Origin of the sequence: Streptomyces sp. NPDC048106, assembly GCF_040706415.1 — a bacterium.
GTDB lineage: Bacteria > Actinomycetota > Actinomycetes > Streptomycetales > Streptomycetaceae > Streptomyces.
In genome coordinates this window covers 132,533-159,444 of record NZ_JBEZND010000012.1, presented here as the reverse complement: position 1 = coordinate 159,444, position 26,912 = coordinate 132,533, and the positions used below count along the sequence as shown (strand labels likewise).

Sequence of the window (26,912 nt, the reverse complement as noted above, 5' to 3'; positions counted from 1 at the left end):
CCTGGCTGAAGAACCATGGTGTCCGCACCATCAGTACCGCAAAGAACGCGGCCGACACCGCAGTCACCGCGGCCGAGGCCCAGTTCACCGTTGTCCCAGGGGAGAAGACCGCCGCGAAGACGGTCCACACCCTGGCCAGGGAGGTGATGGCCCTCGACGAGGAGATCTCCGAGCTCAACGCCCTCATCGAGGGTCGGTTTCGCGAGCATCCCGACGCCGACGTGATCACCAGCATGCCCGGCATGGGTGACATGCTCGGCGCCGGGTTCATCGCCGCGACCGGCGGTGACATGACCGCCTTCGGCAGCCCGGACCGTCTCGCCGGCGTTGCCGGACTCGCCCCGGTCCCACGCGACTCGGGCAAGGTCAGCGGGAACCTGCGCAGACCACGCCGCTACAGTCGACGACTCCTGCGCGTGTTCCACCTCTCCGCCCAGGTCGCCGCCATTCACTGCCCCGGGTCCAGGGTCTTCTGCCACCGCAAACGCGCCGAGGGGAAGACTCACAAGCAAGCCGTACTCGCGCTCGCCCGGCGCCGTCTGAACGTGCTCTGGGCACTGATACGCGACCACCGGACCTTCGAAGCAACCGTGCCCGGCTTCACCCCCGCAGCGGCATGACTCGATCACGAGGCGTAATCCCCGGGTCTTGACAACACCATTGGGAATCTCTCCTTCGGGGAGTGGTGCCGGCGCGCCCGCGAACTGCTGTGGGCCGCAAGGGCGTCGACGGGAACGGCCGCTCTCTCTCCTCCCTACTCCACGCGGTGTGGTCCGTGGCGGCTGACCTGGAGGCGGACCTCGGCGGGCATGTCGGTGAGGCCGGTGGACCGACGCGCGGTGCCGATCGGGCCTTCGCACAGGGCACCGAGAGTGGCGCCGGGCGTGCCCTCGGGGGTGAGGGTGATCTTGATGCGGGTGCGGTGGCGGCCCGGTCGGCCGGTGATGAGTACGGCCGCATGGCCTACCCCCGGCAGGGCACCGGCTTCGTTCGCGATCGCTTCGCTGAGTGCGCGGTCGCGCAGTTCGACGCCCTCCTGCGGGGGCGTGCCGCCGACGGGCAGTGAGCCGGGGCGACGTCGGCTCAGCTGGGCGAGCAGCCACCACAGGGCGAGCAGGGCGGTGAGGACGAGAGCGGCGATGACCGCGGGCCACCACCACCAGCCCTGGCTGCTCCAGCGTGCCCGGTCGGCGGAGCCGAGCAGGACGTCGGCCGGGGTGGTCAGGGGCCAGCCGGCGGGTGGGGCCAGATCGTGCCGCCGGTAGAGGTCGAGCCCGGCGAAGAGGATGAGCAGTCCGCCGCCGAGGAGGACCAGTCCGGCGAGGGCCAGCAGAGTGCGGTTGAGGGCGGATCGCGGCGTCATGGCGGGCTCCGGTGCTGCGGGTCTTGTGTCAGCGGGTGCGTCGCCGCGCCCGTACGGCGATGCGGGGAGGACGGGCGAGGGCGAGCCGGTTGCGCTCCTCGTCGAGGACGGCGGTGAGGTCGTCCTTCACCTGTCGGGGGTCTCGGAAGCGGACGTCCGCGCGGGCTTTGATGCGGTGGCGGCCCACCAGGACGTGCGCCGCGCCGACTCCGGGGACCCGCATGGCGGCGTCGCGCAGCAGGAGGGCGGCGCTGTTGCGGTCCACGAAGGCCCGAAATCGCGGGCAGCCGGCGGGTGAGCGCAGGGGCAGCCAGCGTCGCTGACCGGGGGTGAGGGCCAGGACGATCAGCCAGACGCCGACGGCGGCGGCCACGGCGGCCCCCGTCAGCATCCACACGTCGTCCACCGGGCGGGTCGCCAGTCCGTCGGCCAGGTGCCGCCGCCAGGCCGCCGCCGGACGTCCCACCCGTACGGCGACGACGTCGACGAGCGCCGCGACCGCGGCCACGAGGATCACCGCGGCGACCAGCGCCGCCGTGATGCGGCGCGCGGACCACTTGCGACGGGTTCGGTGCTCTCCTTCGCGCTCACCGGCTGTGAGGTCCGAGGTGGGCACGCCGCGTTCGGGAGGGTCGGGCTCCTTCGTCAGCGGCACCGCGGCACGGTGCGTGGACGGCGCGGAGCCGCGGCCCGGGGGACGTGGACCGGATGTCATCACGATCGCCCTTCCTGCACGGCGTGCCCGGTGACCCGGGCCGCCCGGCCGCTCACCGGACCCGCCCCCGGCTCGAGTCGGTGGCGGTCACCCGCCGCCGGACGGTGAGGAGGACCTCTCCCACTCGCAGCCCGGTCAGCTGGGCGACCCGTTCGGCGACGTCCCGCTGGATCCGCTCGCAGACACGGGGGATGTCGGTGGGGTAGGGCAGGTCCATGGTCAGATGCAGGCGCACCGAACCGGTACGGACGGCGGCGGAGGCGCGGGGTGCCGCAGGTCCGCCCCGATCGGGCGGTACGGCGGCGCGCCGTGACTGCGCCGCGCGCGCGGCCTGCGCGGCGATACGGGCGACCACCCTGTCCGGGATGACGGTTGCGCCCCGCTCGGCCGGGGGCGGCAGCCCGGCGGCCGGCGCGGGCGGGCCCGACCCCTCGCCGGGGGAACCGGGCCGGGTCTTCACCGCTGCCTCCGTGTCCGGAGGTCCAGGTCGCCCTGTACGACGAGGCCGACGATCAGCCCCGCCGCACCCAGGACCAGCACCAGCAGAAAGGCCCAGAAGCCGCCGAAGTAGCCGGCGAAGCCGAGGGCCATGCCGGCCGCGAGTCCCGTCGTTGCTGTGTTCATCTCGCACTCACCCGTCTCGCGAGCGTCCCTCTCGCCGTGATCACCCGCTCGGGCCCGAGGACACGGCGGTGCTCCCGGCAGCGGTCATCTCACGCGGCCCTCGTCCAGTTCGGTCTGTTCCTCCTCGTCGTCGGGCAGGTGGACGTCGTCGACGGCGATGTTCACCTCCACGACCTCCAGGCCCGTCATCCGCTCCACGGCGCTGATGACATTGGTGCGTACGCCGCCCGCGACGTCGACGATGGAGACGCCGTACTCGACGACGACGTCCAGGTCCACTGCGGCCTGCCGTTCCCCGACCTCGACCTTGACGCCGCGGGTGACCGCTCCGCCTCCGCCTGCGCCGGGGACGCGCTCCCGCATGGCGCCGAAGGCGCGGGCCATCCCGGCGCCCAGGCTGTGGATGCCCGGTACCTCGCGGGCGGCCATGCCCGCGATCTTGGCCACCACACCGTCCGCGATGGTGGTCCTGCCGCGTGTCTCGGCCGGAGCCCCGGCCCCGGTGCGGCCTTTGAGCGCGCTCACGCCCGTTTCGGGCCGGCTGCCCCCGCCGACGCTGGTGATGTTGTCCGTCATGGCGGTCGCCTCGATCGGTCGGCCGGACACCGGAATGGTGCCCGTCACAGGTTGGACATATCGGGCGACGTGTTCCTCACATGCCTGATGTGTGACTTGCGTCACACCCCAATTTCAGGGGTACACGCTCGTTCCGAGCCTGCGTGGGAGCGTCATGATCGAACACACTGCTTCCCCACGACTGGGATGCGACCTGCCCGACCGCCTGCTGGCCGTACGGGCGGCCGAGGGGGACGAGGACTCCTTCGCCGTTCTCGTCCAGCGGCACAGCCGGTCCCTCCTGACCCTGGCCCGCTGCATGCTGGGCAACCCCCAGGACGCAGAAGAGGCCGTTCAGGACGCCTTCGTCAGCGCCTGGCGCCACCTGCCGGAATACCGCCACAGGGCGGAGTTCCGCACCTGGATGTACCGGATCACCGTCAACCGCTGTCAGACCATGTGCCACCGCCGGCCGCCGCCCGTTCCCCTGGACACCGTGGCCGAACCCGCGGCGGGCGATGCGTGGAGCCAGCCCGCCCGGACCGCCGAGCAGGACGCGGCCACGGCCGCCCTGTCCCGCGCTCTCGCCGAGCTGGACGCCGGACAGCGGATCTGCTGGATCATGCGGGAGGTGCAGGGCCTGCCCTACAAGGAGATAGCGCACGTGACGCGTACCGGCGAGCAGACGGTACGCGGCAGACTGTTCAGGGCACGCCGATCCCTGCAGGAGGCGATGGGCCCATGGCGCTAGACGACCCGCACACGCGGCCTCCCGAACCGCCCGGAGCCGACGGGCCCCGCAACGGCTCGGCCGCCGCCGACGTGCCCCCGATCGCAGGCGATGAGGTACTGCCCTGCGGCCGCCTGCTCAGCCGGGTCTGGGAACAGGCGCGGGACGCACCACCGGCCGCGGACCCGCACCCGGTGTCCTGTCCATACTGCCGAGAGGCGGTCGAGGGACTGGCCACGGTGAACGCGGCCGCCCGGACGCTGCGCGACGAGGACCCTCCGGGCCTGCACGCACTCGCCGACCGGGTCATGGACGTCGTCAGGGCGGAGGTCCGGTTCGGGCGGCTGCTGCCCCTGGCCGACCCCGACCGGGACCTGCGGATCGCCGAGAGCGCCGCGGCGAAGGTGCTGAGGCGGGCCGCGGACACGGTCCCCGGTGCCAGGGCCGCGACCTGTCGGCTCGTACCCGAGGGCAACGGCACCGACGTACGGGTGACCATGACCCTGGCCGCCGCCCTCGACCGCCCGCTGCCCGACCGGGTCCACCAGGTACGCCGATCGGTCCTCCACTCGGCCGGACAGGACCTGGGGCTCACGGTGACAGCCGTCGACATCACCGTGGCCGACGTACTGGAACCGGGACCGACCCTCGGTCCCCGCCTCCCGACGGGCGGTGGCGCATGATGACCGCCACCGGCACCACCGCGCTCCTCGGCGTCGCGGCCGAGGCAGCCCGCGCGGTTCCTGGCGTGGCCGCCCTGCAACCCCGCCTCGCCCGGCGCCTCGCGGCGGCCGCCGCGCCCACCCGGGCGGACACCACGCCACCCGAGGCCGGCATACGCGCCGACCGGGCGCCGGACGGTTCCGGATGGCACATCGAGGTGCGCTGCGTCCTGACGGAGGGTCGGCGGGCGCTGGACATCGCCCGAATCGTCCACGACCGGGTGACAGCCGCCCTCGTCACCCACCTCGCCACCCACGGTGCCGCGGAGCCGGTCACCGTCGCGGTCACGGTGACCGGTATTGCCGTCTGGCCCGACGCGGCATGAGCGGCGGCGCGGGCACAGGCCCCGCGAACCGTCGCCCGACGAGGAGTACCTGGCGATCGCCGAGAGCATTCCGTACACCAGCGGGGGCTCACCCGCGCACCACCGTCGCTGATCCGCAACCACCAGCTCGTGCGGCAAACCGACAAACCCGACCACCTGCCGGTCGGCTTCGGAGGTGAGGAACCCGCCGCGGATTGCGGCATCTCGTACGGGCGCTCCCCACCTCCTGCCGCCCGGACCGCGCTCTGGACGAGACCGGCAGGGTGCTGCGCGCCGATCTGGTGGACACAGCACCGCGTGACGACGCGCCCCTGCTGGTGCACGTACCCGCGCCGTACCGGGCGAGGACACCGCTCACTGGCAGATGCCAGCCGATCCGGCTGCTGTCTCGGACGCCCGGGCATGGGCGCCCCGCCAGCTCACCGCATGGGGGCTGGACGCCACCGACGAGGGAGGACGCGGCCTGTTCCTCGGTGCCCGACTCGCCGAGCGCGGGGGCTGCCGCCATGGCCGGAACCGCCCACATGCGAGAGAGTCGGAAGGCATGACCGCGTTGTGGCGGCCGGAGAATCGACCGCCGGCCGTGACGCTCGATTGACGCTCTGGGCGCCCGCAAGCGGGACGGCGGACCGAAAAACTGGGCCTGACCTGGTCTTTTGTGTGCCCTGCTCAAGTCAACATCTTTCCGATGACGCATCATGTGGAGTGCGTGGCGATTCTGGAGCCGGCCGCGAAGGGCTCCTGACCTGCGGGAGCCCGAGCCGGGCGCAGCGGTAGGCCCGGGAAGTCAGGAAAGGGGCGGGCGGCGTGGACTTTCGTCAGCTTGAGTACTTCAGGGCCGTCGTCGAGGCCGGTTCGGTCTCTCAGGCGGCCAAGAACCTCGACATGACCCAGCCGCCGGTGAGTCACGCCATCGCCAAGCTGGAGCGGGAGCTCGGGGTGCGGCTGCTCGAGCGGACCGCGAAGGGCGTCCACCCCACCCAGGCGGGGCTCTACCTCCTGAGCAAGGGCGGACGTCTGGTCGCCGACCGGGATCGTGCTGTGGAGACGCTGCGGCTGATGGGCGAGGGCGCGGTCGGGGATCTGCGCATCGGCGTGGAGCCCATGGTCATCAACGAGCTCATCGCCGACGTCCTCGCGGAGTTCCTCGAGCAGGCCCCGGGCGCACGGGTCAGCCTCACCGACGTCACTCCCGACGTCATCGTCGAGGGCATCCGGAACGGCAAGCTCGACATGGGCTGCGTGCCCTTCGGGCCCCGGCAGTACGCCGGATTCGTCACCGACATCTGCGACTACTACCCCATCACGAAGATCGGCCTCAAGCTCGCCGTGCCCCGGGACCGGGCACGGGAACAGCACCCCGAGGGGAAGGGCTGGGGGCGCTGGATCCTGCCGTACCGGATCCCGGCGTTCACGGGCATGCCGGACGTCGTGGAGAACGAACTGGCCGACGACGACTCCTTCGAGGTGCTCGAGGTCTCCACGCCCCAGACGGCGATCGCGTTCGTCGCCGCGGGCCTGGGCGTCGCCCCGGTGACCGAGCGCATCGCCGGCCGGAGCGACGCCGTGGCCCTCATCGACCCGCCGCGGTGGCTCGCCCCCATGCAGGCCACCCTGCTCTGGAGACGCGGCAGCGAGATCACCCCGCTGATGGAGCGCTGGCTGCAGGCCACCGGGCTGATCGCGGCCAGGCGTCGCGCCGGCGGGGCCTGAATCTCCGGCGGCGATCCCGGCAGTCCGAAAACCTCGCCGGCGCACGCCGGATGCGGATTCTGAGAACCGCTCGCCTGGCCGTTCCGGGCAATGGTTTTGAATTCACCCCACGACCCGCCCCGTATCGCGCCCCGAAGCTGACCATGCCGGGCCATACACGAAACTATACCCCCCTCCATTGGGTTCGATATGGAGAGGCTCGGAAAAGTCAAGTCGGCTGTCCGGTATATCCCCTGGATTTCATGTGATCCGGGTCACGTTTGACGTGGCTCCCGCTCCCGTCGTCATGAGTCAACGGGGCGCAAGAATGCCTGGTCAGAGGCGATGTGGCGACCGTCACGGCGCCCCCGCCCCCTCCACCCCTCGCCCTCTTCCGGGGTTCATGAGGCCGCCGTGGAGCTATTGCCCTGCGTCGGCCCCCGTGTCAGTCTTCCCGGCAATTCGGCGCCACGAGCGGGATCAGAACCGCGAGGGAAATCAATCCCCTTTCGCCGCTTGCGATGTGTGATTGCGCGAATTGATGGTCGACCCGCATGCACGAGAAGAAGGGCTCTCCGTTATGAAGGTGGGAAGCGAGAACCAGTCGGCTGATCCGACGAACAACTCCGTCGGCCGGGAGTACCTCCCTTTCACCGGAAAGGAATACCTCGAGAGTCTCGATGACGGCCGTGAGGTCTGGATCTACGGCGAGCGGGTGAAGAACATCGCCGATCACCCGGCCTTCCGTAACTCGGCCCGCATGATCGCCCGCATGTACGACGCCCTGCACGACCCGGCGCGCAAGGACATCCTCACCACCCCCACCGAGTGGGGCGGCTTCACCCACCGCTTCTACCGCGCGGCGACCAGCGTGGAGGAGCAGGTGGCCTCCCGTGACGCCATCGCCGAGTGGCAGAAGATCGCCTGGGGCTGGATGGGCCGCTCGCCCGACTACAAGGGCTGCTTCCTCGGCACCCTCGGCGCCAACGCCGAGTTCTACCGCGGCTACGAGGACAACGCCCGCGCCTGGTACCGCAAGGCGCAGGAGAAGACGTACTACATCAACCACGCCATCATGAACCCGCCGGTCGACCGCGGCATGGGCCCCGACGCCGGCAAGGACGTGTTCGTCCGCGTCACCCGCGAGACCGACGAGGGCTTCTACGTCAGTGGCGCCAAGGTCGTCGCCACCGGGTCGGCCCTGACGCACTACACCTTCGTCGGCCACGTCGGCCAGGTCGCCGTCCAGGACCCGGCCTTCTCGCCGGTCTTCATCACGCCCACCAACGCGCCGGGCGTGAAGCTGATCTGCCGTACGTCGAACGAGTACCGCGCGGCCGCCATGGGCAGCCCGTTCGACTACCCGCTGTCCAGCCGCCTCGACGAGAACGACGCGATCCTGGTCCTCGACGACGTGTTCGTCCCCTGGGAGAACACGTTCGTCTACAACGACCTCGAACAGGCCAACAAGTACAACATCCACTCCGGCTACCTGGAGCGTGCGTCGCTGCACGGGTGCACCAGGTTCGCGGTGAAGATGGACTTCCTCGTCGGCATGCTGTCCCGCGCCCTCGACGTCACCGGCGCCGGCCAGTTCCACGGCGTGATGTCCCAGCTCGGCGAGGTCATCGCCTGGCGCAACACCTTCTGGGCGCTGTCCGACGCGATGGCGAAGAGCGCGGTGGCGTGGAAGAACGGCATGATCCGGCCGGACGCCCACTTCGCGGGCGCCTACCGGGTGATGAACCAGCTGGCCATGCCGAAGGTCAAGAACATCATCGAGCAGGTCGTGGCCAGTGGCCTGATCTACCTCAACTCCCACGCCAACGACTTCAAGACCCCCGAGCTCCGCGGCTACCTGGACACCTACCTGCGCGGCACCGGCGGCATCGACGCCGAGGAACGCGTCAAGGTCATGAAGATGCTCTGGGACTCCATAGGCACCGAGTTCGGCGCCCGACACGAGCTGTACGAGATCAACTACATCGGCAGCAACGACGTGACGCGGCAGACCAACCTGTTCGGCGCCCGCGGCAGTGGACTCCTCGACTACTGCAAGGAGTTCGCGCAGAGCGCGATGGACGAGTACGACCTGGACGGCTGGACCGTGCCGGACCTCGTCGGCAACGCCGACGTCAGCGTCCTCAAGCCCTGACCCGGGCCCACCCCCGCGCCTGAGCCGACGCACCCGAGCCCCCGCGCCTCGGCCGTCGCGTCCGGGCCGCCGCACCCCAGCCGCCTCACTTCAGCCAAGGAGACACCATGGCTACGGCGATCGACGCCGCCCAAGTGACCTACGAAGCCCCCGACCTGGAGGTGATGGAGGAGTTCCTGACCGCCTTCGGCATGACGAAGGTCGAGGGGAGCGATGACCGCACCCTCTACATGCGGGGCACCGGCACCCAGCACCACATCCACGTCACCCGCAAGGCGGAGAAGCAGCGCTTCGTCGGGGCGTCCATCGAGGTCGCCACCCGCGCCGACCTCGACGAACTCGCCGCGCTGCCGGGATCCTCGCCGGTGTGCGAGTCCAGCGAGCCCGGCGGCGGTCACGAGGTCGCGATGACCATGCCCGACGGCATCGAGATCCGCGCGATCTGGGGCCGGGCCAAGGCGGAGCCGATCCAGGACCGGGACCCGTTCGTCGCGAACAACATCCGCGACAAGAACCGGGTGAACTCCTCCGTGCGGGTGTCCACCGCCCCGGCCACCATCGCGCGCCTCGGCCATTTCGTCCTCCATGTGAGGAACCACGACGAGTCGATGGCCTGGCTGAGCGACCGGTTCAACTTCCTGCCGTCCGACTACTTCCTCCCGCCGGGCGAGGACGGCCCGATCGTGGGCACCTTCGTCCGTCTCGACCTCGGCGAGCAACTGGTGGACCACCACTTCATGCTGCTCCTCCAGTCCGACTGGGTGGGCGTGCACCACAGCGCCTACGAGGTCACCGACATGGACGCGGTGATGACGTCGCACGACCACCTCCTCCAGGAGGGCTACACCCCGGACGTCGGAGTCGGCCGGCACCTGCTCGGCAGCCAGGTCTTCGACTACTGGAAGGACCCGTTCGGCTTCCGCGTCGAGCACTACACCGACGGTGACACCGTCGACGCGAGCTACCGGCCCGGGAAGTTCAACGGCACCGCGAGTGACACCACGCAGTGGGGCAACCGTCCGCCGCTGGAGTTCTTCCAGTGACCGGCGCGACGGGCGCCGCGCCCGGTCCGCTGGACGAGACGGTCCGCGCGAAGCTGCTGCGCGTCGGGTCGGCCAACGTGGCCAACGTCCTCCTCAAGCGGGGCCTGCGGAACGTGATGATGACCGGCGTCGGGCCGCTGTCCCCGGACCAGCCGCCCATGGCCGGCCCGGCGTACACCCTGCGCTTCATCCCGGCGCGCGAGGACCTCGACACCATGGCCTGCTACGGGCGCGAGGACAACCTGCACCGCCGGGCCATCGAGGAGTGCCCGCCCGGATCGGTGCTCGTCATCGACGCGTTCGGGTCCACCGCCGCCTCCTCCATGGGCGACATGATGGCGGCGCGCCTCAAGTACCGCGGCGCGGCCGGCGTCGTCACCGACGGCGGCTACCGGGACTCCGCGGCCGTCCGCGACACCGGACTGCCCTGCTACCAGCGGGGCAACGCGCCCAAGGCCACCCCGATCGCCCTGCACCCCGTCTCCCTGGACGAACCCGTCGGCTGCGGCGGCGTCGCCGTCTACCCGGGCGACGTGCTCCTCGGCGACGGCGACGGAGTCGTCGTCATCCCCCGTGCCCTGGCCGCCGAGGCCGCGCACGAGGCACTCGACGCCGCCGAGTACGAGGAGTTCGCCGCCCTCCACATAAGCAGGGGCCGCTCGATCCTCGGCCTCTTCCCCGCAACCGCCGACAGCCGGCAGGAATACGACGAGTGGGTGGCCGCGGGCCGCCCAGGACCGGAGTGAGAACGATGGACATCACCCCCGCCACCATGAAGTCCCTCGAAATCCTGATCCACGCCGACGGCCTCGACGAGGACCAGTGGATCGACTACCCGGACTACGGCTTCCGCCAGTACTTCCTCCACAAGAACCCGGAGACCGGCGCCAGCATCGCCCTCCTCGAGTACGAGAAGGGCGGCACCATCCCGACCAAGCACATCCACGCGTCGAACCAGTTCATGTACTGCCTCGAAGGTGACTACGAGTACACCGACTCGGGCCTCCGGCTGCGCCCCGGCTCCTTCTACATGAACCCGAAGGACCGCCCGCACGGCCCGACCCTGGCCCATGAGCGCAGCCGGCTGATCGAGATCTACGACGGCCCGCACTACTACGAGAAGCCCGAGTACCACACCGACGAAACCATCGGCGACTTCCTCGCCAAGGACTGATGCGCACCGACGCTGTCCCGTTTATCCCAGGCGTGTTCACCGCCTGCCCATCGAGATTGGGAGTGACGATGGCTGAGGCCACCAAGACTCTGTTCGACACCGACACGGTCCTTGCCACGTTCGGGCTGGACCAGTTGCACTCCGGCACCTACGCCGACTCCACCGGCTGGGGCCCCGTGGAGGACCGGCCGGTCATCGACGCCGTGTGCCCCGCCGACGGCGAGACCGTCGGCCGGGTCGCCGCGTCGAACGGCCGGGACTACGAGGCCCTCGTGGCCGCCGCCGTCGAACGGCAGAAGACCTGGCGCATGGTCCCCGCGCCCAGGCGCGGCGAGTTCGTCCGGCGCATCGGGCAGCTCATCGAGGAGAACCTCGACGCCCTGGCCGCGGTCGTCTGTCTCGACACCGGCAAGTCGACGATGGAGGCCAAGGGCGAACTCCGCGAGGCCGTCGACATGTCGACGCTCGCCGCAGGCCAGGCCCGGATGATGTACGGGTTCACCCAGCAGTCCCAGCGCGTCGAGCACCGTATGTACGACCAGTGGCTGCCGCTGGGCGTCGTCGGGCTGATCAGCGCGTACAACTTCCCGGCCGCCGTGTGGGCGCAGAACGGGTTCCTGTCCGCGATCGCGGGCAACACGGTGATCTGGAAGCCGAGCCCGAAGGTGCCGCTGACCGCGATCGCCGTGCAGAAGCTGGTGAACCGGGCGGCGGCGGAGCTGGGCTGCGAGGGGGTCTTCTCCCTCTTCATCCCCGACGACAACGCGGTCGCCGAGAAGCTGATCGCCGACACCCGTATCGCCATGGTGTCGTTCACCGGCTCCACTCAGGTCGGCAAGAAGGTCGCCGGCATCGTCGGCTCCACCCTCGGCCGCCGCTACCAGCTCGAGTGCTCCGGCAACAACGGCTGCATCGTCGACGAGACCGCCGACCTCGAACTCGCCGCGAAAGCGCTCACCTTCGGCGTCGTCGGCACCACCGGCCAGCGCTGCACCAGCACCCGCCGCGTCATCGCCCACGTGAGCATCGTGGACGAGCTGGTCGAGCTGATGAAGAAGTCCTTCGACCAGATCACGATCGGCGACCCGCGCGACCCCGAGACCGTCGTCGGCCCGCTGATCGACAAGCAGGCGCTGGAGGATTACCGGAAGGCCCTCGCGAGCGCCGAGCGTGACGGCGCCACCGTGGTCTACGGCGGCAACGTCATCGACCGCCCCGGCCTCTACGTCGAGCCGGCCATCGTCACCGGCGTGCGCCCGGACTCCGAGATCGCCCAGGAGGAGACCTTCGTGCCGATCGTCTCCGTGCTGACCTACGAGAGCCTCGATGAGGCCATCGCGATCCACAACGACGTCGCCCAGGGCCTCGCCTCCGGCATGCACAGCAACAGCCTCGGCAACATCGAGACGTTCCTGTCGGCGCGCGGCAGCGACTGCGGGATCGTCCGGATCAACATGGGCACGACCGGAGCCGACGTCGGATCCGCGTTCGGCGGCGAGAAGGAGACCGGTGGCGGCCGTACGGCCGGATCGGACGCCTGGAAGGGCTTCGCGCGCCGCCAGAGCGTGTGCGTGAACTGGGGCGGGACCTCCGCCTGGGACAACCGCATCAGCCTCTGAGGACGTCGAACATGAAGAAGAAGCGTTTCTGCTCCCCGGCCGTGCGTGAGCCGGCGGACAAGATGTGGTCGAACTGCCTCCGCGTCGACGACCTGATCCTGATCTCCGGGATGACCGCGCGCGGCCAGGACGGCGAGTCCCTCCTCGGCGACAACGCCTATGACCAGGCGAAGGTCGTCTTCCAGAAGATCAAGGACCTCGTCGAGGCGGCCGGCGCGGCCATGGACGACATCGTCAAGATGACGATCTTCGTCACCGACATGCGCGACAACTCCGAGGTGTGGAAGGCCCGTCAGGAGTTCTTCTCCGGCGACTTCCCCGCCTGCTCCCTGGTCGAGGTCGCCGCCCTCGCCAAGCCGGAGATCCTCCTCGAGATCGAGGCCATCGCCGTCGCGGGCTGCAGCAAGGACTGATCGCCACACCAGCTACGCAGGACTCTCAGGACAGGAACCCACCGTGACCACCAGCACCACACCATCCAGACGAGCCCACAGTTCGCTGGCCGCGGCCGCCGAGGACCACGCCTCGGTCAGCGTCCCGGCCGAGGAACGCCGCAGCGGCTTCCAGTTGGCGCTCAGTCCGGTCAGCGTCGCCACCGCACTGGTCGTCTTCGCGATCTCCGGTTTCACCGTAGTGCTCGCCGGATTCACGGTGGGCCTCGTCGTCGGAGTCCTCGTCGCCGCCCTGGGCGTCGCCCTCGGCAAGGCGCTGGGGCGGATGGCCTTCGAGACCGGGATGTCGTCCACCATCACCTCCCGGTTCTTCGGCTTCGGCTTCAAGGGCTCGTTGATCGGCTCGATCGTCTTCGCGTTCATGATCCTCGGCTTCCTGGCCATGGAGGCCGCCCTGCTCTACCAGGGCACGCTGCTGATGTTCGGGCTGCCCGACTCATGGACCTGGCGCATCGTGCTCTACGGCGCCATGACGCTCCTGTGGATCGCGCTCGCCGTCTTCGGCCTCAAGCTCGCCCTGCGCGCCACCGGCGTGCTCACCGTCGTCACGCTCCTCGTCACGATCTACATGATCGTCGACATCTACGCGGTCCAGGGCGCCGACCCGATGGACGTCTTCGGCTACCAGGGCGTCGTCCCCGGCGGGCTGTGGCCGCGCTTCGAGTCCGCGATATCGGTGATGGGCGCCACCGCCGGCACCATCGCCCTGGTCACCACGGACTTCGCCCGCTACTGCCGCACCCGGCGCGACGTCACGGTCCTGGCCGTGTCGGGGCCGGTCACCCAGAACATCGTCATGACCGTGCTCGGCTCGCTGGTCATGATCGGCGGCATGCCGCAGGTCATCGACTACCTGATGGCGCACGACAAGGGGCTGACCCAGGAGGCGGCCGCCGCCACCGGCTCCACCTTCGTCATGCAGAACACCGGCGCGTTCTTCGTCATCTTCGCCGCCTGGATGGGCTTCATCACCATCTACGCCGCCCAGGCCAAGGCGCAGGCGATCAACGCCTACTCCGGCTCGCTCTCCCTGGTGAACCTGGTCGACTCCCTCACCGGCCGCAAGCCGGGCCGGGCCGCCATGGTGATCGTCGGCAACGTCATCGCCCTGCTGATGATCGGCGCCGGCATCCTGTCGAAGTTCAGCGAGTACCTGGCGTACCTCGGCGCGATGACCCTGGGCATGTGCGGCGTGATGATCGCCGACTTCTACCTGGTCCGCCGGGCACGGTTCGACAGCGCCACCCACCGCGTGGAGAAGTGGAACTGGGCCGGAGTCCTCACGCTGCTCGTGTCCGGCGCCGTCGGCATGGCGCTCATGGCCACCGACGTCTTCGCCCTCGGCTTCCTGGTGTCGCTGGTGCTCTCCGTCGCCCTCTACCCGGTGCTGCGCACCTGGCTGCCCGAGGGCACCGGCACCACGTTCGTCGAGGGCCAGGAAGTACTCGACGAGGCCCACTGACCCGGGGCGGGCGGTCCGCGCGTCATCGGCGCGGACCCGCCCACGCCCCGCCCACCGTTCACCCCTACCGACCCGGAGGCTCCGGATGACCGACACCCTGTGGGAACCCAAGATCCGCGCTCAGCGGCCGGAAGCCGGCCCGCCGGCCGACCCCCGCCGACTGCGCGACGCGCTCGGCGCGTTCGCCACCGGCGTCGTCGTGGTCACGTACCGCTCCGAAGGCACCGACTACGGCGTCACCGTGAACTCCTTCACCTCGGTGTCCATGGACCCGCCCCTCGTGCTCGTCTCCATGCAGCGCACCTCACGCGCGCTGTCCTACCTGCTCGACCGTCCGTTCGCGGTCAACGTCCTCGGTGACGACCAGCTCGCCACCGCCCTCCGGTTCGCCGGCAAGCCGCAGGACGCCCACGTCGTCCAGTGGATCGACGACGACAACGCGCCGCGGATCAGCGGCTCCCCGGCGTACTTCCAGTGCCGGCCCTGGGCGAGTTACGACGGCGGGGACCACGTCCTCGTGGTCGGACAGGTCGTCTCCTACGGCCGGCGGGACGACACCCGGCCTCTGCTCTTCCACCGCGGCAAGTGGGGATCGCTGGCCGAGGAGCAGGCGGACGACGCGGCCGGAGAGGGCCGCCGATGAGACTCGCGACCGTACGCACCTCCTGCGGCGGCACGAACGCCGCCCGCCTCGACGGTGACCTGCTCACCGAGATCCCCGGACACGCGGACGTCGGCGCCCTGCTGGCGCACGACGACTGGCGGCGGCTCGCGGACGACGCGGCCGGACCGCAACACCGCCTGAACGACGTCGAGTTGGAGACGCTCGTCCCCAGACCCTCGAAGGTGCTGTGCACCGGCCTGAACTACACCGGCCACATCACCGAGATGGGCCGGGAACTCCCGGCCCATCCCACGCTGTTCGCGAAGTTCGCCGACACCCTCACCGGTCCCGCCGACGCGGTGACCGCCGTCCCGGAGGACCCGGAGATGGACTGGGAGGGTGAACTCGCCATCGTCGTCGGGCGCACCGCGTACCGGGTGAGCGAGGAGGAGGCGGGCGAGTACATCGCGGGCTTCACCGTCGCCAACGACATCTCGATGCGCGGATGGCAGTACCGCACCACCGAATGGCTCCAGGGCAAGATCTGGGCGCGCTCCACCCCGGTGGGCCCGGTGCTGGTCACCCCCGACAGCTTCGACCCCGCGACCGCGGTGCTGCGCACCACCGTGAACGGTGTCACGGTCCAGGAACACGCCGTCGGCGACCTGCTGTTCGGGCCCGCCCGCCTGATCGCCTACATCTCGGCCATGGTGCCGCTGCGCCCCGGCGACCTGATCCTCACGGGCACGCCCGGAGGAGTGGGCAGGGCCCGCACACCGCGCTGGTACCTGAAGGCGGGCGACCGGGTCGAGGTGACGGTCGACGGCATCGGCACCGTGTCGACGCCGATCGTCTGAGCGGGCGCTGGCCCCGGCCTGCCCCGCCGGGGCGTTACCTCCGATCAGCGGTCCGCGTGCCCGCGGAGGTATTGGCTGACCACCTCGTTGAACTCCTCGGCGCGTTCGACCTGGGACCAGTGCCCGCACTGGCTGAAGAGGTGTGCGTCGGCGTTCGGGATGGTGTTCAGAAGTTCCCACGTCCGCGAGACCGGGATGACCACGTCCTGCATCCCGTGGATCAACAGCAGCGGTATCTCCAGTTCCGAGAGCGCGTCGAGGTCGAGCGGCAGCGCGTCCCGGTCGCGGTCGCGGGCTGCCACGACCTCTTCCAGCCGGCTCGACGCGCTGTCGTTCAGGGCCGCCTGATAGCGCAGGCCGACCAGTTCATCGGTGACCAGGTCCGTGTCCACGACGAACTGCTCCAGGGTGCGGCGGATGCCGGCCGGTGACAGTTCGGGCTTGGCATGGCCCGCCAGGGCCGCGGTCTTCTTCGCGCCTCCGGTGCCCATCGAGACGATGCCCAGGAGACGCTCGGGGGCGTCGATGGCGAGCTGAAGGGCGACCCAGCCGCCGATCGAGTTGCCGATGATCCAGGTCTTCTCGATGCCCAGTGCGTCGAGGACGCGCAGCGCGTGCCGGCCCCACTCCCGGATCCCGTATTCGGTGCCTGGCGCCACGACGGTCTGGCCGTAGCCGATGGAGTCGATGGCGACGCAGCGCCCCCGCTCCGCGAGGCGGGGCAGGTTCAGCCACCAGTTGGCGGCGGCGGTGACACCGGTCCCGGAGCCGTGCAGGAAGAGGATCGGGGTCCCTTCGCCGAGCTCGTGGTAGTGGGTGAGCTCGCCGTCACCGGTGGGCAACCACTTGTCTTCGAGGCCGAAGAAGGCGGCGGTTCGATACCCGGGGATCTCGATCGTGGTCATCGGCATTCCTTTCACTGTGTGGTCCTGCGACGGCCGGGAGGCCGGTCACGACCGGCGGGTGAACTTCTCGATGACGGCGTGGACGCCCACGACGTTGTTCACCATCTGGGTCACGCGGACATCCGCGGCGATGGAGCAGAGGCTGTAGGCCTCTTCCGGGTCGAGGCCTTCCTCGGCCAGCCAGCTCACCAGATCGTCCACCGCGTCATGGGCGGCGTCCTCGAGGTTCTTCCCGAAACCGGTGGAGACGAGATGAGTCCCGGTCTCGGCCCGGGGAGTACGCAGCGGCACTCCCCGTTCCACCGTGAACCGCAACCGGACGTGGTCCATGCCGGTTTCGATGGCGGTCTGGTTCACCTCGCCGTCCCCTTGGACCGCGTGGCCGTCACCGCAGTAGAAACCGGCGCCGTCACGGAAGACGGGCAGTCGGAGACTGGCGCCGACAACGAGTTCGGAAAGGTCCATGTTGCCGCCGAAGCGGCCGGGTTCCACCGTGCTCCGCGGACCGTCCTCGGCCGGCGCCACTCCCATGATGCCCAGGAACGGTTTGAGGGGCACGCGCACACGGCCACCGAGGGTGGTGGTCATGGAGTCGCGGTCCAGGTCGAAGTGGCGGATCGTTCCCGCGGGAAACCGGTCGCGGAGGACGCCCCGGCCCCGGGGCCGGGCCACCACCAGGTTGAACCCGTGTGCCGCGGGCGTGAGCGCCAGCACGTCCACCACCAAGGTGTCGCCGGGACGCGCTCCGCGCACATGGATGGGGCCGGTGAGGGAGTGGGGCCCGAGCGCGTCCGGGAAGGCCGCTCGCAGGGCGGGGAAGTCCTCCATGACGGTGTCCGGTGTCACCTTGTTTCCCCAATGCCCCCAGGTGGACAGGGTGACCTCGTCGCCGGGGTCGATCGTGAGCACCGGCGGCGCGGCCGGATCGATCACCCCGACTCGAACGGTGTCCGGTCCGGCGGGGAGCTCGTGGGTGCGGCGCCCGGGCCCCGGCGGGTCGGCCGGGGCCGGGCAGGCGGACTCCCGCGTCACGCTTCGCTCGATTCGCCGTGGCCCGGCGCCGGTTCCCGCCGGATCGAGGCCAGCAGATGCTGGACGGCGCTGGTGGCGCCGGACTTGTTGTTGGCGAAGAGGATCCGGGCGAACTGCGCCCCGAGGTAGGGGTGGAACCCCAGGTCGTAGAGGGTGCGGAAGTCCCGTTCCGCGATGGCGTTGCGTTCGGCCGGGGTCAGCTCATAGCGGTCGAGCACGGCCGACTCGTCCTTTTCGAACTCCTGGCGCAGGTCGGCGTTCCACTTGAGGTCCTGCACCAGATCGTGGGAGACGAGGGCTAGGTTGATGCCTTCCAGACTCATGATGATCTCCTTTCAGCGTCCGGCGGGCGCCGACGTCATGTCCCAGCTGACGGCACCGATGCCGCAGCGCCACTTGTCCCAGGCGGTGTATCCGAGGACGTCGCAGCGCCGCTCGCCGATCGCTCCCATGACGAGGATCCAGCTCAGCAGCTCTCCGGTACCGCCGCTGCCGGCCTCCTCCAGCCGCTGCGGGGTGACCTCGGCGAGGACCTTGGCGTGGTTGCCGTTCCCGAGCAGGCCGAGGAACCAGTTGTCGAAGTCCTCGTCGATCCAGAAGTCCCGGACACCGCCGGGCTCGTGGCTCATGCCGCCGGTGGCGAAGAGGCCGACGCGCAGGTCGGACGGCAGGTCGTTCTCGATGAGATCGGCCAGGTGCCGACCGATCTCATAGCAGCGGTGTTGATCGGGGATGGGGGGAACCGTGACGTTCTGGAGGATGGGGATGATCGGAATGCCGCTGGCTTCGATCTCGGTCTTGACCACCGGAACCGAGATGTTGTCGTCGAAGTTGAGATTCTCGCGGGTCGCGGAGACACGCACGCCCCGCTGGTTCAGCCCGTTGAGGATCTTCTCGGCGATGTCCGGGCGGCCCGGAATCGCGTATTCGCCGCACGCCAGCCAGTCCTTGAAGAATTCGGCCGGTCCGCGGTGCTCGGGTGCCATGCCGACGACGAAGTCCGGGTATTCCCGGATTCGATTGTTCGCCATGTGGTCGTTGGCCACCATGATGATCACATCGAGATCGGCCTCACGGATCTGTCGTGCCAACGAACCGTAGGCGGCGGTGACCACCTGTTGTGACTCTCGGGGTGCCTGATCGAACATGCCGACCAGGCCCGGAGCGTGGCTCGCGGCCACGGCGAGGCTGATGTTGGCCATGGTGAGGTTTCCTTTGTTGCTCGAAGGCGGGATGGGGGCGAGGTGGTCAGCCCGCGGCGCGCAGGTTCCGGGTCTCGTCCTGACGGACTTCCAGGGTGTCCGGGTCGATGGCGACGCCGTAGACGGTGCGGGCGGCGTCGATCGAGACCACGCCTTCGCGGACGTCGCGCAACACCAGCTCGGCGGGCCGGAGACGCGGATCGCCGAACCCGCCGCCACCGCTCGCGATGACCTCGAAGACATCGCCCTTGTTGAGGGTGTAGAACGAGTTGGACTCGACCTCGACGGGCTCGGCGCCGGCGCGGGTCAGGGTCAGGCTCTGGACGATGCCGGGCTTGCCGCCGAGCAGGCCCACGGGCGCGGTCTCGGGCATGAAGCCGCTGCCGTAGGTGGCGCAGGCGATGTCGTCGGCCAATATCCGCCACCGGTACCGGACTCCGAGACCGCCCCGCCACTGGCCGCCGCCCGCGCTGTCGGGGAGGTACTCGAGCTCCTCCAGCAGGTACGGCGTGTCCAGCTCGTGCAGTTCGGGGTCCGGAGCGCGCAGTCCGCCCAGGGTGTTCGAGGGGGAGAGGTGGTCCCAGCCGTCGAAGCCCTCGGTGGCACCGCTGCCGCCCTTGCCCAGGAAGTGGAGGTCGCCGAAGTGACGCCCGGTGCGGGGGTTCACCCCCATCGTGGCAGGCGTGCACCAGCGGGCCCAGCCGGCGTGGGCACGGCTCGGAACGGCCTGGGAGAGAGCCACCCAGACCGCCGAGGCGATGGCCTCACAGGTCGGGACGGTACACGCGGCGACGGGCGCCGGGTCATGGGGATTGGTGATGGAGCCGGCGGGGGCGACCACGTCGATCGGTTCGATCGCACCGGCGTTGTAGCGGATGTCCGGGTCGATGCAGCCGAACAGGGCCAGATGGGCCGAGGAGACGGTGTTGGCGATCGTGCTGTTGATGAAGCCCTTGGCCTGCTCGTCGCTCTCGCTGAAGTCGAAGGTGAGGTGTTCGCCGTCGACCTTGATCGTGAGGGCGATCCGGTAGGACCGGTCCTTGTCGATGCCGTCGTTGTCGAGCAGCGCGTCCGCGCTGTACTCGCCGTCGGGGATCTCGGCCACCGCGGCCCGGACCTGGCGTGCGCTGGCCCGCAGCAGCTCGTCGGTGGCGTCGCCGATGGTCTGCGGTCCGTACTTCTCCAGGAGCGCCCGGAGCCGGCGCTCGCCGATGGCGGTGGCGCCGATCTGGCAGTTCAGCACGCTCTCCACCAGGGGGCGCATCCGCACGTTGGAGAGGATGAGCTCCCAGGTGTCACGCCGCAGCTCGCCCTTCTCGACGACGCGGGCCGGGGGAATCCGGATGCCCTCCTCCAGGACGTCCCGGGCCCCGGGGTTGAACCCGACGACTCCGCCGCCACCGACGTCGGCGTTGTGTCCCTTGGTCGTGGCCCAGAAGACGAGCTCACCGTTCCAGAACACCGGCCGGGCGATGGTGATGTCGGGCAGATGCGAGCCGCCGTCGAACGGATCATTGTGAATGAAGATGTCGCCGTCGTTCACGTCATCACCGAAGAACTCCGCGATGGCGCGCAGGGCGAACGGCGTCGCCCCGCCGATGACGGGAATGTAGTGGGTCTGGGCGAGCAGCCGGCAGTCCGCGCTGAAGATGGAGGTCGCGAAGTCGCGGGCCTCCACGAAGATCGGCGAGCGCGACGTGCGCAGCATGGTTTGACCCATCTCGCTGGTGATGCCGTCCAGGGCGCTGCCGATCACGGCCACGAGAATGGGGTTGGACGTGGGGTGCGTCGGTGTCATCTGACTGATTCCCTTCAGGCCGGTCGGTTCGCCGGCTCGATGACGTAGTTGCCCTGCGCGTCCACCGTCATCGCGTAGCCCTCGACGAGGACGACGGTGGTGGTGGGCTGCTCGATGATCGCGGGGCCGAGGATGCGGTTGTCACGCCGCAGGGCGAGGCCGTCGTAGACGTCGGTCCGGACGGGCGAGCCGGAGAAGATCGCCTCGCGGGCGCCCTTGCGCGCGGCCGAGGGGTCCGCGCCCGCGGAGGCGTGGTCGGCGAGGGCGGGCTTGGTGGTGCGACCCAACGAGGTGAGGCGCACGTTGATGAGTTCGGTGGGCTCCCCGGGCATGGCGTAGCCGTTGAGGGCCTCGTGCCTCTTCTCGAAGTCGGCGACCAGCTGCTTGAGGGATTGCGGGGTGAGGTCGCCGTCGAAGGCCAGGGGGACCTCGATCTCGGTGAACTGGCCGATATAACGCACGTCGGCGCTGAAGACCAGGTCGATCGCGTCGTCCTCCACGTTCTCCGAGCGGAGCGTCTCGACGGCTTCGTCCCGCATCTCCCGGTACAGCTCGCCGACCCGGTCCAGATCCAGCGAGTCCATGTCCGAGACGAAGGTGCGCGCGTACAGATGCTTGAGGTCGGTCAGCAGGGTGCCGACGGCGCAGAACACCGATGACTCGCGAGGGACGATGATGCGGTTGATCCCGAGCTCCTGCGCGATCGGCACGGCGTGGATCGGGCCGGCGCCGCCGGCGACCACCATGGTGAACTCTCGGGGGTCGACACCGCGCTTGACCGAGACGGCGCTGACGGCCTCGGCCATGGTCGCGTTCACCACGCGGTAGATGCCCTCGACCGCTTCCCTGACGGAGAGCCCCAGCGGCTTCGCGACCCTCTCCTCGACGGCGGTGCGGGCCGCTTCGACGTCCAGGGTGAAGGCGCCGTCCCCGAACATGTCCGGGTTCAGGTAGCCCATGAGCAGGTCGGCATCGGTCGTCGTGGGGTTCTCGCCACCGCGGCCGTAGCAGGCAGGACCCGGGTTGGCGGTGGCGCTCTGCGGACCGACCCGGAGGATGCCGCCGGAGTCCACCCACACCAGCGAACCGCCACCCGCGCCCACGGTGTGGATGTCCAGCATGGGCAGGGCGACCCGGTATCCGCCGATCTCGCTGTCGCTGGTGAGCAGTGACTCGCCCTCGCGCACCAGCGCGACGTCGAAACTGGTGCCTCCCATGTCGACGGTGATGACGTCCTCGGACCCGTGCCTGCGGGCGTACTGCAGGGCCGCCCCCGGCGCCGCCGCCGGGCCGGACATGAGCGCGTTGACCGCCGAATCACTGGCGATCTCGGGCGACATCACACCGCCGTTGGACTGCACGATGAGCAGGGTTCCGCCGAAGCCGCGGTTCGCGAGCTGCTGCTTGATATTCGCCAGGTAGTTCCGCAGCTTGGGTCCGACGAATGCGTTCAATACTGTCGTGCTGTGCCGCTCGTAGGCGCGGATCTGGGGCACGACATCGCTGGATATCGTGATGAAGACGCCCGGGAGTTCCTCGCGCAGGATTTCCGCGGTGCGCTGTTCGTGGGCGGGAGCCAAAAAGGACCACAGATACGAGACCGCGACCGCCTCGACGCCCTGCTCGCGGAACTGACGCGCTGCCGCCCGCACGTCGTCCTCGTGCAGCGCCACAAGCTCGTTGCCGGATACGTCGATACGTTCGCGGACCGTGGCGATGAGCTCGCGGGGGACCAGCGGAGCCGGTGGCGCGTACTTGGAGTCGTTCTGGCGCTCCCGGATGCCGCGGCGCATGTTCAGCAGGTCACGGAAGCCATGCGTCGTGACGAAACCGGTCCTCGCCCCCTGACGGGTCAGGACGGCGTTGGTCGCGATCGTCGTGCCGTGCACGATCGTGGACACCGCGCCGAGAAAGTCCTCCAGCGACTCACCGAAGCTGTCGGCTGCCTTGGTCAGCCCGTTCAGCAGGCCGACGGACGGATCGTCCGGGGTGGTCGGAGACTTGTAGATACGAGACTCACCGTCCCCTTCGACCACGAAGAGATCGGTGAAAGTACCTCCGATGTCAATTCCGATCCGTCGAATCGCTTTGTTGCGTGCGTTCGCCATCAAGGAAGCTCCATTGCGTTGAACCGGGGCGCGCTGGAGAACGTGAGCGCATCAGCGCGATTGCAACTCACGTGAATAGCGCGGCCAGTGCGAACCGAATCTGAGATTTACCCGAAGGGGGCGGTGTTTCCGTGACCGTAGCCCGCCGCACATTCGTCGACAACGCGCCGTTCGGCTCAGCCGAACAGACGCCGAGGCGCCGCCTCGGACGCGGTCGATCCGATGGGTCGGGTCACGGAGCGTGCTCGGAGAGCCGCCGAGCCGCCTCCAGCACGGCGCGGGCGTACGCGTCTTCGTGGGTGGGCAGCCGGTATTCGAGGAAGCTCATGCTCAGCGCCCACGACACGTCGCCGTGCCGATTGCTGATCGGTGCGGCGACACAGCACATGCCGTCGACGGCTTCCTCGACGTCCAGGGCGTACCCGCGCTCGCGAACCGAGGACAGCTCCGCCTCCAGCGCCGGGAGCGTGGTGATGGAACGAGCCGTGAGAGACCTCAGCTCGCCATGGATGCTTCGGAGCTCATGGGGGGAGAGGTAGGCCAACAGCACCTTGCCGGCCGCCGTGCAGTGCGCCGGGAGTCGTTCGCCCACCCGGGTCGCGTTGACCCGGACTCCGGTGCGCGGCGCGATCTTCTCCAGGTAGACGACCTCGCTGCGATAGCGGGACGCCAGCTGAACCGTCTCGTGGTGGGCGTCGACCAGGTCGCACATCTCCGACCAAGCCGGACCGGAGATCTCCGAGGTCATCCGCGCGCGCAGGCCCAGTTGGAAGGAGTGCCAGCCGAGCCGGTAGCGGCCGCGACCCGTGCGACGCAGGAGGCCCAGAGCGGCCATGCTCTGCATGTAGTCCCAGCTCGTCGTCTTGGGGAGGTCGAGTGCGCGGCACACGTCGCTGACCGTCCACTCGGGGGCGTCGGAGGAGAAGAGATCCAGTATCCGCACGGCCCGTTCGAGACCGTCGATCATGCCGCAGCCCTTACCCGCATGATCGACAGGATACCGGGGGCCGGATGACCCGTCGTTCGCGGCCGGGACCGGCCGGGACCTGCGGTTCCCCTGAGGCCGGGGGCGCGCTGGTGTCCCCGCCGTCGAGCAGAGCAGGACACCGGTGCCCAGATGGTGGGCACCGGTGTCCTGCTTGGTGAGAGCCGTTACGCGGCCGGGGTGAGGGAGAGGTTCTCCCGGGTGACGCGGTCGTGGTAGATCGTCGTCGAGTGGGTCAGGTCCCGGTAGCCGGGGGCCGTGACCCGCAGGGTGTGCCGGCCCTGGCCTGACGAGAACAGGGTGTAGAAGCCGTCCCCGACGGCCGGGTCCTCCGGAGTCGCCGTGGTGACCGTGGTGGCTGACGGGTCCGCGTCGTCGGCGACCGTGGCCCCCACCACCCCGGCACCGGTCACGGCGTCGCGGACCGTGCCGACGGTCAGGCCGCCGGGCGTCGGCGCGAGCGAGCGGCCTTGGACGTCGACGTCGTCGATCTCCCAGAAGTAGCCCCATTCGGCCACGAAGTGGAAGCGCAGCCGTACGGACGAGTGACCCGCGAACTGCCGGAGCGAGGCGCGCACGGTCAGCTTCTGTTGGCCGTCGCTGTACTTGGGACCGGACCAGACGTTCACCCACGTGGCGCCGTCGTCCGTGCTGGCGTCCACGTTCATCTGCTGCTCGTAGGGGTTGTAGACGTACGAGGTCTTGAAGGTGAGCTCCGCCGACTGCGCGGTGGACAGGTCGTATGCGGGGCTGTACAGGTTGGAGTTCTGGTGCGGGCCGGTCGAGAAGTTGTTGCTCTCGACGTCGGCGAAGGCGCCGCTGCCGCCGGTGGAGTTGCCGCGCTGGGTCGGGTCGTCGAACTCCCAGCCGTTGTTCGTACCGGCCGCGTTGGCCACGCTCCAGCCCCCAGGCGCGGCCGTGGTGGAGTCGAACGTCTCGGTGTGGTCCGCGAGGTCGAGCCGGTAGCCGACGGCGGTGGCCGCGTCGGGGTCGGCGGTCAGTGCCACGTTCGCGGCGACGGGCGAGGTGTGCACCGTCACCTTACGGGCCAGGGGTTCGTAACCCGGCTGGGAGGCGGTGACGTTCAGCGTGTAGTCGCTGCCCTCGGGCAGCGACAGGTCGTACGTGCCGTTGACCGGGTCCGTCCACACCGGCGCCTCGGGGGAGCCGTTCACCGTGAGCTTCGCGTAGAGCGGCCAGCCGTGTCCCGAGCCGTCCGTGACCGTGCCGTGGACACGCTCGCGGGGAATCGGGGACAGCGCGAAGTCGCGGGTCAGCGCCTGGCCGTCGGCGACGTCGAAGCTGACCGGCGTGCTCGTGGTGTAGCCGAAGGCCTTGACCGTGAGGTCCTTGACCGTGCCCGCCGGGAGGTCCAGGGTGTACGACCCGTTCGTGTCGGTCGTGGCGACGTCCAGACCGGAGCCGACGGTCGCGTGGGCCACGGGCTTGCCGGTGGCCGCGTCCTTCACCGTGCCGGTGAGGGTGCCGTGCGGTCCGCTGCGGAAGGCGGCCAGGCCCGCCGGGCTGCCCAGGCCGGTGGGGCCGTCGTAGCCGGGGCCCGCCGTGCACAGATAGGCGGCGGTGCAGGTGCCGTTCGAGCCGGTGGTGATGTCGTTGAGGCCGGCACCGTTCGTCGCGTACGGATACGAGACGGGCGAGGTGCCGGGGCGCGGGGACCCGGCCAGCGCGTAGACGGAGGCGATCAGGGGCGACGCCGCGCTGGTGCCGCCGTAGCGCTGCCAGCCCACGCCCATGGAGCCGAAGGACAGGTAGACGGCAACGTTGTCGGCGACCGCGGAGACATCCGCGACGCTGCGGCCCGCGCAGCCGGTGTCGTGCTGGAAGTCCGGCTTCGTCTGGTTCGCCGCGCAGCCCGAGCCGGGGCCGTAGTTGTCCCGGCTCCAGACGGTCTCGGACCAGCCGCGGGCGCTCGTCGGGTCGGCCGTCAGGTTGGTGCCGCCGACCGCGGTCACCGTCGGAAGGGTGGCGGGGAAGGAGACGCCGTACTTGTTGTCGCCGCTCGCCGCCACGATGGCGACGCCGGGGTGGTCGTACGGGGCGCCGTAGGTGGCCAGGTCGCTGGAGAAGTCGCCGATCCTGCCGTAGGAGTTGGAGACGTACTTGGCGCCCATGGCCACGGCCTGGTCCACGCCGGCCCCGAGGTTGCGCAGGTCGTCGTTGTCGGTCTCGATCAGGAGGATGTGGGCCGCGGGGGCCGCCGCGGACACCATGTCCAGGTCGAGGGCGATCTCGCCGGCCCAGCCGTCGTTGGAATCCGGGTAGTCGGTGCCGCCGCGCTGGTCCACCTTCTCGAAGCAGCCGTTGGCGGTGGTGCAGGGCGGCAGTCCGTACTGGCTGCGGTAGACGGCCAGGTCCGCCTCGGCGTCGGGGTTGTCGTAGGCGTCGACGATCGCGATGGTCTGCCCGGCGCCGCCGTCCGCGGGCAGGTTGTAGGCGCTCTGGATGTCCTGCGGACCCAGCCCCGCCGGGGTCTCGGCCGCGTTCAGCCGGAGCGAGGTCGGCTCGTTCTTCGCGTGCATGGCGAAGCATGCCGCGTGCCCCTTGGCGGGGGTGCCGCAGAGCGGGGCCAGGTCGGGGGCGGCGTCCGAAGTGGGCTGGGGCGCGGCGCTGGTGGCCGGCGCGGAGGCGAAAGGGGCGGCGTGGGCGGCGGGTTGGACGCCCAGGAACGCCAGGGCCGTGACGCCGAGGATCGCGGCGCCGCGACGTACTGGGCGGAAGGCCGCGAACGACCCTCTCGAGTGCGGGGATATTGGCACGAGTCACCAATC

General features: G+C 69.9%; 26 protein-coding genes and 1 pseudogene. 14 read left to right on the top strand and 13 right to left on the bottom strand.

The window, feature by feature from the left end:
• Positions 1 to 50: 50 nt before the first annotated feature.
• Positions 51 to 620: pseudogene (locus AB0927_RS15525) on the top strand (transposase); the annotation flags it as partial.
• 134 nt (positions 621 to 754) lie between these two features.
• Here AB0927_RS15525 and AB0927_RS15520 read toward each other — a convergent pair.
• The 5 genes from AB0927_RS15520 to AB0927_RS15500 form a co-directional block, all read right to left on the bottom strand.
• On the bottom strand, positions 755 to 1,363 hold the full coding sequence (locus AB0927_RS15520; protein ID WP_366668095.1) for an alkaline shock response membrane anchor protein AmaP: 609 nt from the start codon (positions 1,361 to 1,363) through the stop codon (positions 755 to 757).
• Between the two features lie 28 nt (positions 1,364 to 1,391).
• A complete protein-coding gene (locus tag AB0927_RS15515) occupies positions 1,392 to 2,018 on the bottom strand; it encodes a DUF6286 domain-containing protein (RefSeq protein WP_366668094.1) in 627 nt (208 codons plus the stop codon).
• A 112-nt stretch (positions 2,019 to 2,130) separates the two neighbouring features.
• On the bottom strand, positions 2,131 to 2,538 hold the full coding sequence (locus AB0927_RS15510) for an Asp23/Gls24 family envelope stress response protein (protein WP_366668093.1): 408 nt from the start codon (positions 2,536 to 2,538) through the stop codon (positions 2,131 to 2,133).
• Complete coding sequence (locus AB0927_RS15505) at positions 2,535 to 2,702, bottom strand: hypothetical protein (protein WP_030645371.1); 168 nt, start codon at positions 2,700 to 2,702, stop codon at positions 2,535 to 2,537. The genes AB0927_RS15510 and AB0927_RS15505 overlap by 4 nt, the downstream gene beginning before the upstream one ends.
• An 84-nt stretch (positions 2,703 to 2,786) precedes the next feature.
• On the bottom strand, positions 2,787 to 3,278 hold the full coding sequence (locus tag AB0927_RS15500; protein ID WP_366668092.1) for an Asp23/Gls24 family envelope stress response protein: 492 nt from the start codon (positions 3,276 to 3,278) through the stop codon (positions 2,787 to 2,789).
• A 154-nt stretch (positions 3,279 to 3,432) separates the two neighbouring features.
• Here AB0927_RS15500 and AB0927_RS15495 point away from each other — a divergent pair, with 154 nt between their 5' ends.
• From AB0927_RS15495 to AB0927_RS15435, 13 genes are all read left to right on the top strand, one after another.
• A complete protein-coding gene (locus AB0927_RS15495; protein WP_366668091.1) occupies positions 3,433 to 4,008 on the top strand; it encodes a sigma-70 family RNA polymerase sigma factor in 576 nt (191 codons plus the stop codon).
• Positions 3,999 to 4,670, top strand: a complete 672-nt coding sequence (locus AB0927_RS15490) for a hypothetical protein (protein WP_366668090.1) — start codon at positions 3,999 to 4,001, stop codon at positions 4,668 to 4,670. Before AB0927_RS15495 ends, AB0927_RS15490 begins: the two co-directional genes overlap by 10 nt.
• Positions 4,667 to 5,035: a hypothetical protein gene (locus tag AB0927_RS15485; protein WP_366668089.1), complete on the top strand. Its 369-nt coding sequence runs from the start codon at positions 4,667 to 4,669 to the stop codon at positions 5,033 to 5,035. Before AB0927_RS15490 ends, AB0927_RS15485 begins: the two co-directional genes overlap by 4 nt.
• A gap of 807 nt (positions 5,036 to 5,842) precedes the next feature.
• Positions 5,843 to 6,748: a LysR family transcriptional regulator gene (locus tag AB0927_RS15480; protein ID WP_366668088.1), complete on the top strand. Its 906-nt coding sequence runs from the start codon at positions 5,843 to 5,845 to the stop codon at positions 6,746 to 6,748.
• A gap of 559 nt (positions 6,749 to 7,307) precedes the next feature.
• Positions 7,308 to 8,882, top strand: a complete 1,575-nt coding sequence (locus tag AB0927_RS15475) for a 4-hydroxyphenylacetate 3-hydroxylase N-terminal domain-containing protein (protein WP_366668087.1) — start codon at positions 7,308 to 7,310, stop codon at positions 8,880 to 8,882.
• 107 nt (positions 8,883 to 8,989) lie between these two features.
• Positions 8,990 to 9,925, top strand: a complete 936-nt coding sequence (locus AB0927_RS15470; protein WP_366668086.1) for a VOC family protein — start codon at positions 8,990 to 8,992, stop codon at positions 9,923 to 9,925.
• Positions 9,922 to 10,671 (top strand): dimethylmenaquinone methyltransferase, encoded by a 750-nt coding sequence (locus AB0927_RS15465; RefSeq protein ID WP_366668085.1) that lies wholly within the window; start codon positions 9,922 to 9,924, stop codon positions 10,669 to 10,671. Before AB0927_RS15470 ends, AB0927_RS15465 begins: the two co-directional genes overlap by 4 nt.
• Positions 10,672 to 10,676: 5 nt before the next feature.
• Complete coding sequence (locus AB0927_RS15460; protein ID WP_366668084.1) at positions 10,677 to 11,099, top strand: cupin domain-containing protein; 423 nt, start codon at positions 10,677 to 10,679, stop codon at positions 11,097 to 11,099.
• A 68-nt stretch (positions 11,100 to 11,167) separates the two neighbouring features.
• Positions 11,168 to 12,718 carry an aldehyde dehydrogenase family protein gene (locus AB0927_RS15455; protein ID WP_366668083.1) on the top strand — a complete coding sequence of 517 codons (1,551 nt, stop codon included), beginning with the start codon at positions 11,168 to 11,170 and terminating at the stop codon, positions 12,716 to 12,718.
• A gap of 11 nt (positions 12,719 to 12,729) precedes the next feature.
• Entirely contained in the window at positions 12,730 to 13,131 is a 402-nt protein-coding gene (locus tag AB0927_RS15450) for a RidA family protein (RefSeq protein ID WP_366668082.1), read from the top strand.
• Positions 13,132 to 13,174: 43 nt separating this feature from the next.
• A complete protein-coding gene (locus AB0927_RS15445; protein WP_366668081.1) occupies positions 13,175 to 14,632 on the top strand; it encodes a cytosine permease in 1,458 nt (485 codons plus the stop codon).
• Positions 14,633 to 14,717: 85 nt separating this feature from the next.
• Positions 14,718 to 15,275: a flavin reductase family protein gene (locus AB0927_RS15440; protein ID WP_366668080.1), complete on the top strand. Its 558-nt coding sequence runs from the start codon at positions 14,718 to 14,720 to the stop codon at positions 15,273 to 15,275.
• Positions 15,272 to 16,093: a fumarylacetoacetate hydrolase family protein gene (locus tag AB0927_RS15435; protein ID WP_366668079.1), complete on the top strand. Its 822-nt coding sequence runs from the start codon at positions 15,272 to 15,274 to the stop codon at positions 16,091 to 16,093. The genes AB0927_RS15440 and AB0927_RS15435 overlap by 4 nt, the downstream gene beginning before the upstream one ends.
• 44 nt (positions 16,094 to 16,137) lie before the next feature.
• Here the strand turns inward: AB0927_RS15435 and AB0927_RS15430 are convergent, their stop codons facing one another.
• From AB0927_RS15430 to AB0927_RS15395, 8 genes are all read right to left on the bottom strand, one after another.
• Positions 16,138 to 16,998, bottom strand: a complete 861-nt coding sequence (locus tag AB0927_RS15430; RefSeq protein WP_366668078.1) for an alpha/beta hydrolase — start codon at positions 16,996 to 16,998, stop codon at positions 16,138 to 16,140.
• A 45-nt stretch (positions 16,999 to 17,043) separates the two neighbouring features.
• Positions 17,044 to 18,030, bottom strand: a complete 987-nt coding sequence (locus AB0927_RS15425; RefSeq protein WP_366668077.1) for an acetamidase/formamidase family protein — start codon at positions 18,028 to 18,030, stop codon at positions 17,044 to 17,046.
• The gene (locus tag AB0927_RS15420; RefSeq protein WP_366668076.1) at positions 18,027 to 18,353 is read right to left on the bottom strand and encodes an extradiol ring-cleavage dioxygenase; all 327 of its coding nucleotides are present in this window, start codon (positions 18,351 to 18,353) and stop codon (positions 18,027 to 18,029) included. The genes AB0927_RS15425 and AB0927_RS15420 overlap by 4 nt, the downstream gene beginning before the upstream one ends.
• Before the next feature lie 12 nt (positions 18,354 to 18,365).
• Positions 18,366 to 19,232, bottom strand: a complete 867-nt coding sequence (locus AB0927_RS15415) for a hypothetical protein (RefSeq protein ID WP_366668075.1) — start codon at positions 19,230 to 19,232, stop codon at positions 18,366 to 18,368.
• A 46-nt stretch (positions 19,233 to 19,278) separates the two neighbouring features.
• Entirely contained in the window at positions 19,279 to 21,030 is a 1,752-nt protein-coding gene (locus tag AB0927_RS15410; protein WP_366668074.1) for a hydantoinase B/oxoprolinase family protein, read from the bottom strand.
• A gap of 14 nt (positions 21,031 to 21,044) precedes the next feature.
• Positions 21,045 to 23,138 (bottom strand): hydantoinase/oxoprolinase family protein, encoded by a 2,094-nt coding sequence (locus AB0927_RS15405; RefSeq protein WP_366668073.1) that lies wholly within the window; start codon positions 23,136 to 23,138, stop codon positions 21,045 to 21,047.
• A 232-nt stretch (positions 23,139 to 23,370) separates the two neighbouring features.
• Complete coding sequence (locus AB0927_RS15400; protein WP_366668072.1) at positions 23,371 to 24,105, bottom strand: IclR family transcriptional regulator; 735 nt, start codon at positions 24,103 to 24,105, stop codon at positions 23,371 to 23,373.
• A 185-nt stretch (positions 24,106 to 24,290) separates the two neighbouring features.
• On the bottom strand, positions 24,291 to 26,900 hold the full coding sequence (locus AB0927_RS15395; RefSeq protein ID WP_366668071.1) for a carboxypeptidase regulatory-like domain-containing protein: 2,610 nt from the start codon (positions 26,898 to 26,900) through the stop codon (positions 24,291 to 24,293).
• Between the last annotated feature and the right edge of the window lie 12 nt (positions 26,901 to 26,912).

Bases quoted from the DNA above. Each gene is read 5' to 3' on its own strand.
- AB0927_RS15520 (WP_366668095.1), bottom strand. From the start codon at position 1,363: ATGACGCCGCGATCCGCCCTCAACCGCACTCTGCTGGCCCTCGCCGGA.
- AB0927_RS15505 (WP_030645371.1), bottom strand. From the start codon at position 2,702: ATGAACACAGCAACGACGGGACTCGCGGCCGGCATGGCCCTCGGCTTC.
- AB0927_RS15500 (WP_366668092.1), bottom strand. From the start codon at position 3,278: ATGACGGACAACATCACCAGCGTCGGCGGGGGCAGCCGGCCCGAAACG.
- AB0927_RS15495 (WP_366668091.1), top strand. From the start codon at position 3,433: ATGATCGAACACACTGCTTCCCCACGACTGGGATGCGACCTGCCCGAC.
- AB0927_RS15490 (WP_366668090.1), top strand. From the start codon at position 3,999: ATGGCGCTAGACGACCCGCACACGCGGCCTCCCGAACCGCCCGGAGCC.
- AB0927_RS15485 (WP_366668089.1), top strand. From the start codon at position 4,667: ATGATGACCGCCACCGGCACCACCGCGCTCCTCGGCGTCGCGGCCGAG.
- AB0927_RS15475 (WP_366668087.1), top strand. From the start codon at position 7,308: ATGAAGGTGGGAAGCGAGAACCAGTCGGCTGATCCGACGAACAACTCC.
- AB0927_RS15470 (WP_366668086.1), top strand. From the start codon at position 8,990: ATGGCTACGGCGATCGACGCCGCCCAAGTGACCTACGAAGCCCCCGAC.
- AB0927_RS15460 (WP_366668084.1), top strand. From the start codon at position 10,677: ATGGACATCACCCCCGCCACCATGAAGTCCCTCGAAATCCTGATCCAC.
- AB0927_RS15455 (WP_366668083.1), top strand. From the start codon at position 11,168: ATGGCTGAGGCCACCAAGACTCTGTTCGACACCGACACGGTCCTTGCC.
- AB0927_RS15450 (WP_366668082.1), top strand. From the start codon at position 12,730: ATGAAGAAGAAGCGTTTCTGCTCCCCGGCCGTGCGTGAGCCGGCGGAC.
- AB0927_RS15440 (WP_366668080.1), top strand. From the start codon at position 14,718: ATGACCGACACCCTGTGGGAACCCAAGATCCGCGCTCAGCGGCCGGAA.
- AB0927_RS15435 (WP_366668079.1), top strand. From the start codon at position 15,272: ATGAGACTCGCGACCGTACGCACCTCCTGCGGCGGCACGAACGCCGCC.
- AB0927_RS15430 (WP_366668078.1), bottom strand. From the start codon at position 16,998: ATGACCACGATCGAGATCCCCGGGTATCGAACCGCCGCCTTCTTCGGC.
- AB0927_RS15420 (WP_366668076.1), bottom strand. From the start codon at position 18,353: ATGAGTCTGGAAGGCATCAACCTAGCCCTCGTCTCCCACGATCTGGTG.
- AB0927_RS15415 (WP_366668075.1), bottom strand. From the start codon at position 19,232: ATGGCCAACATCAGCCTCGCCGTGGCCGCGAGCCACGCTCCGGGCCTG.
- AB0927_RS15410 (WP_366668074.1), bottom strand. From the start codon at position 21,030: ATGACACCGACGCACCCCACGTCCAACCCCATTCTCGTGGCCGTGATC.
- AB0927_RS15405 (WP_366668073.1), bottom strand. From the start codon at position 23,138: ATGGCGAACGCACGCAACAAAGCGATTCGACGGATCGGAATTGACATC.
- AB0927_RS15400 (WP_366668072.1), bottom strand. From the start codon at position 24,105: ATGATCGACGGTCTCGAACGGGCCGTGCGGATACTGGATCTCTTCTCC.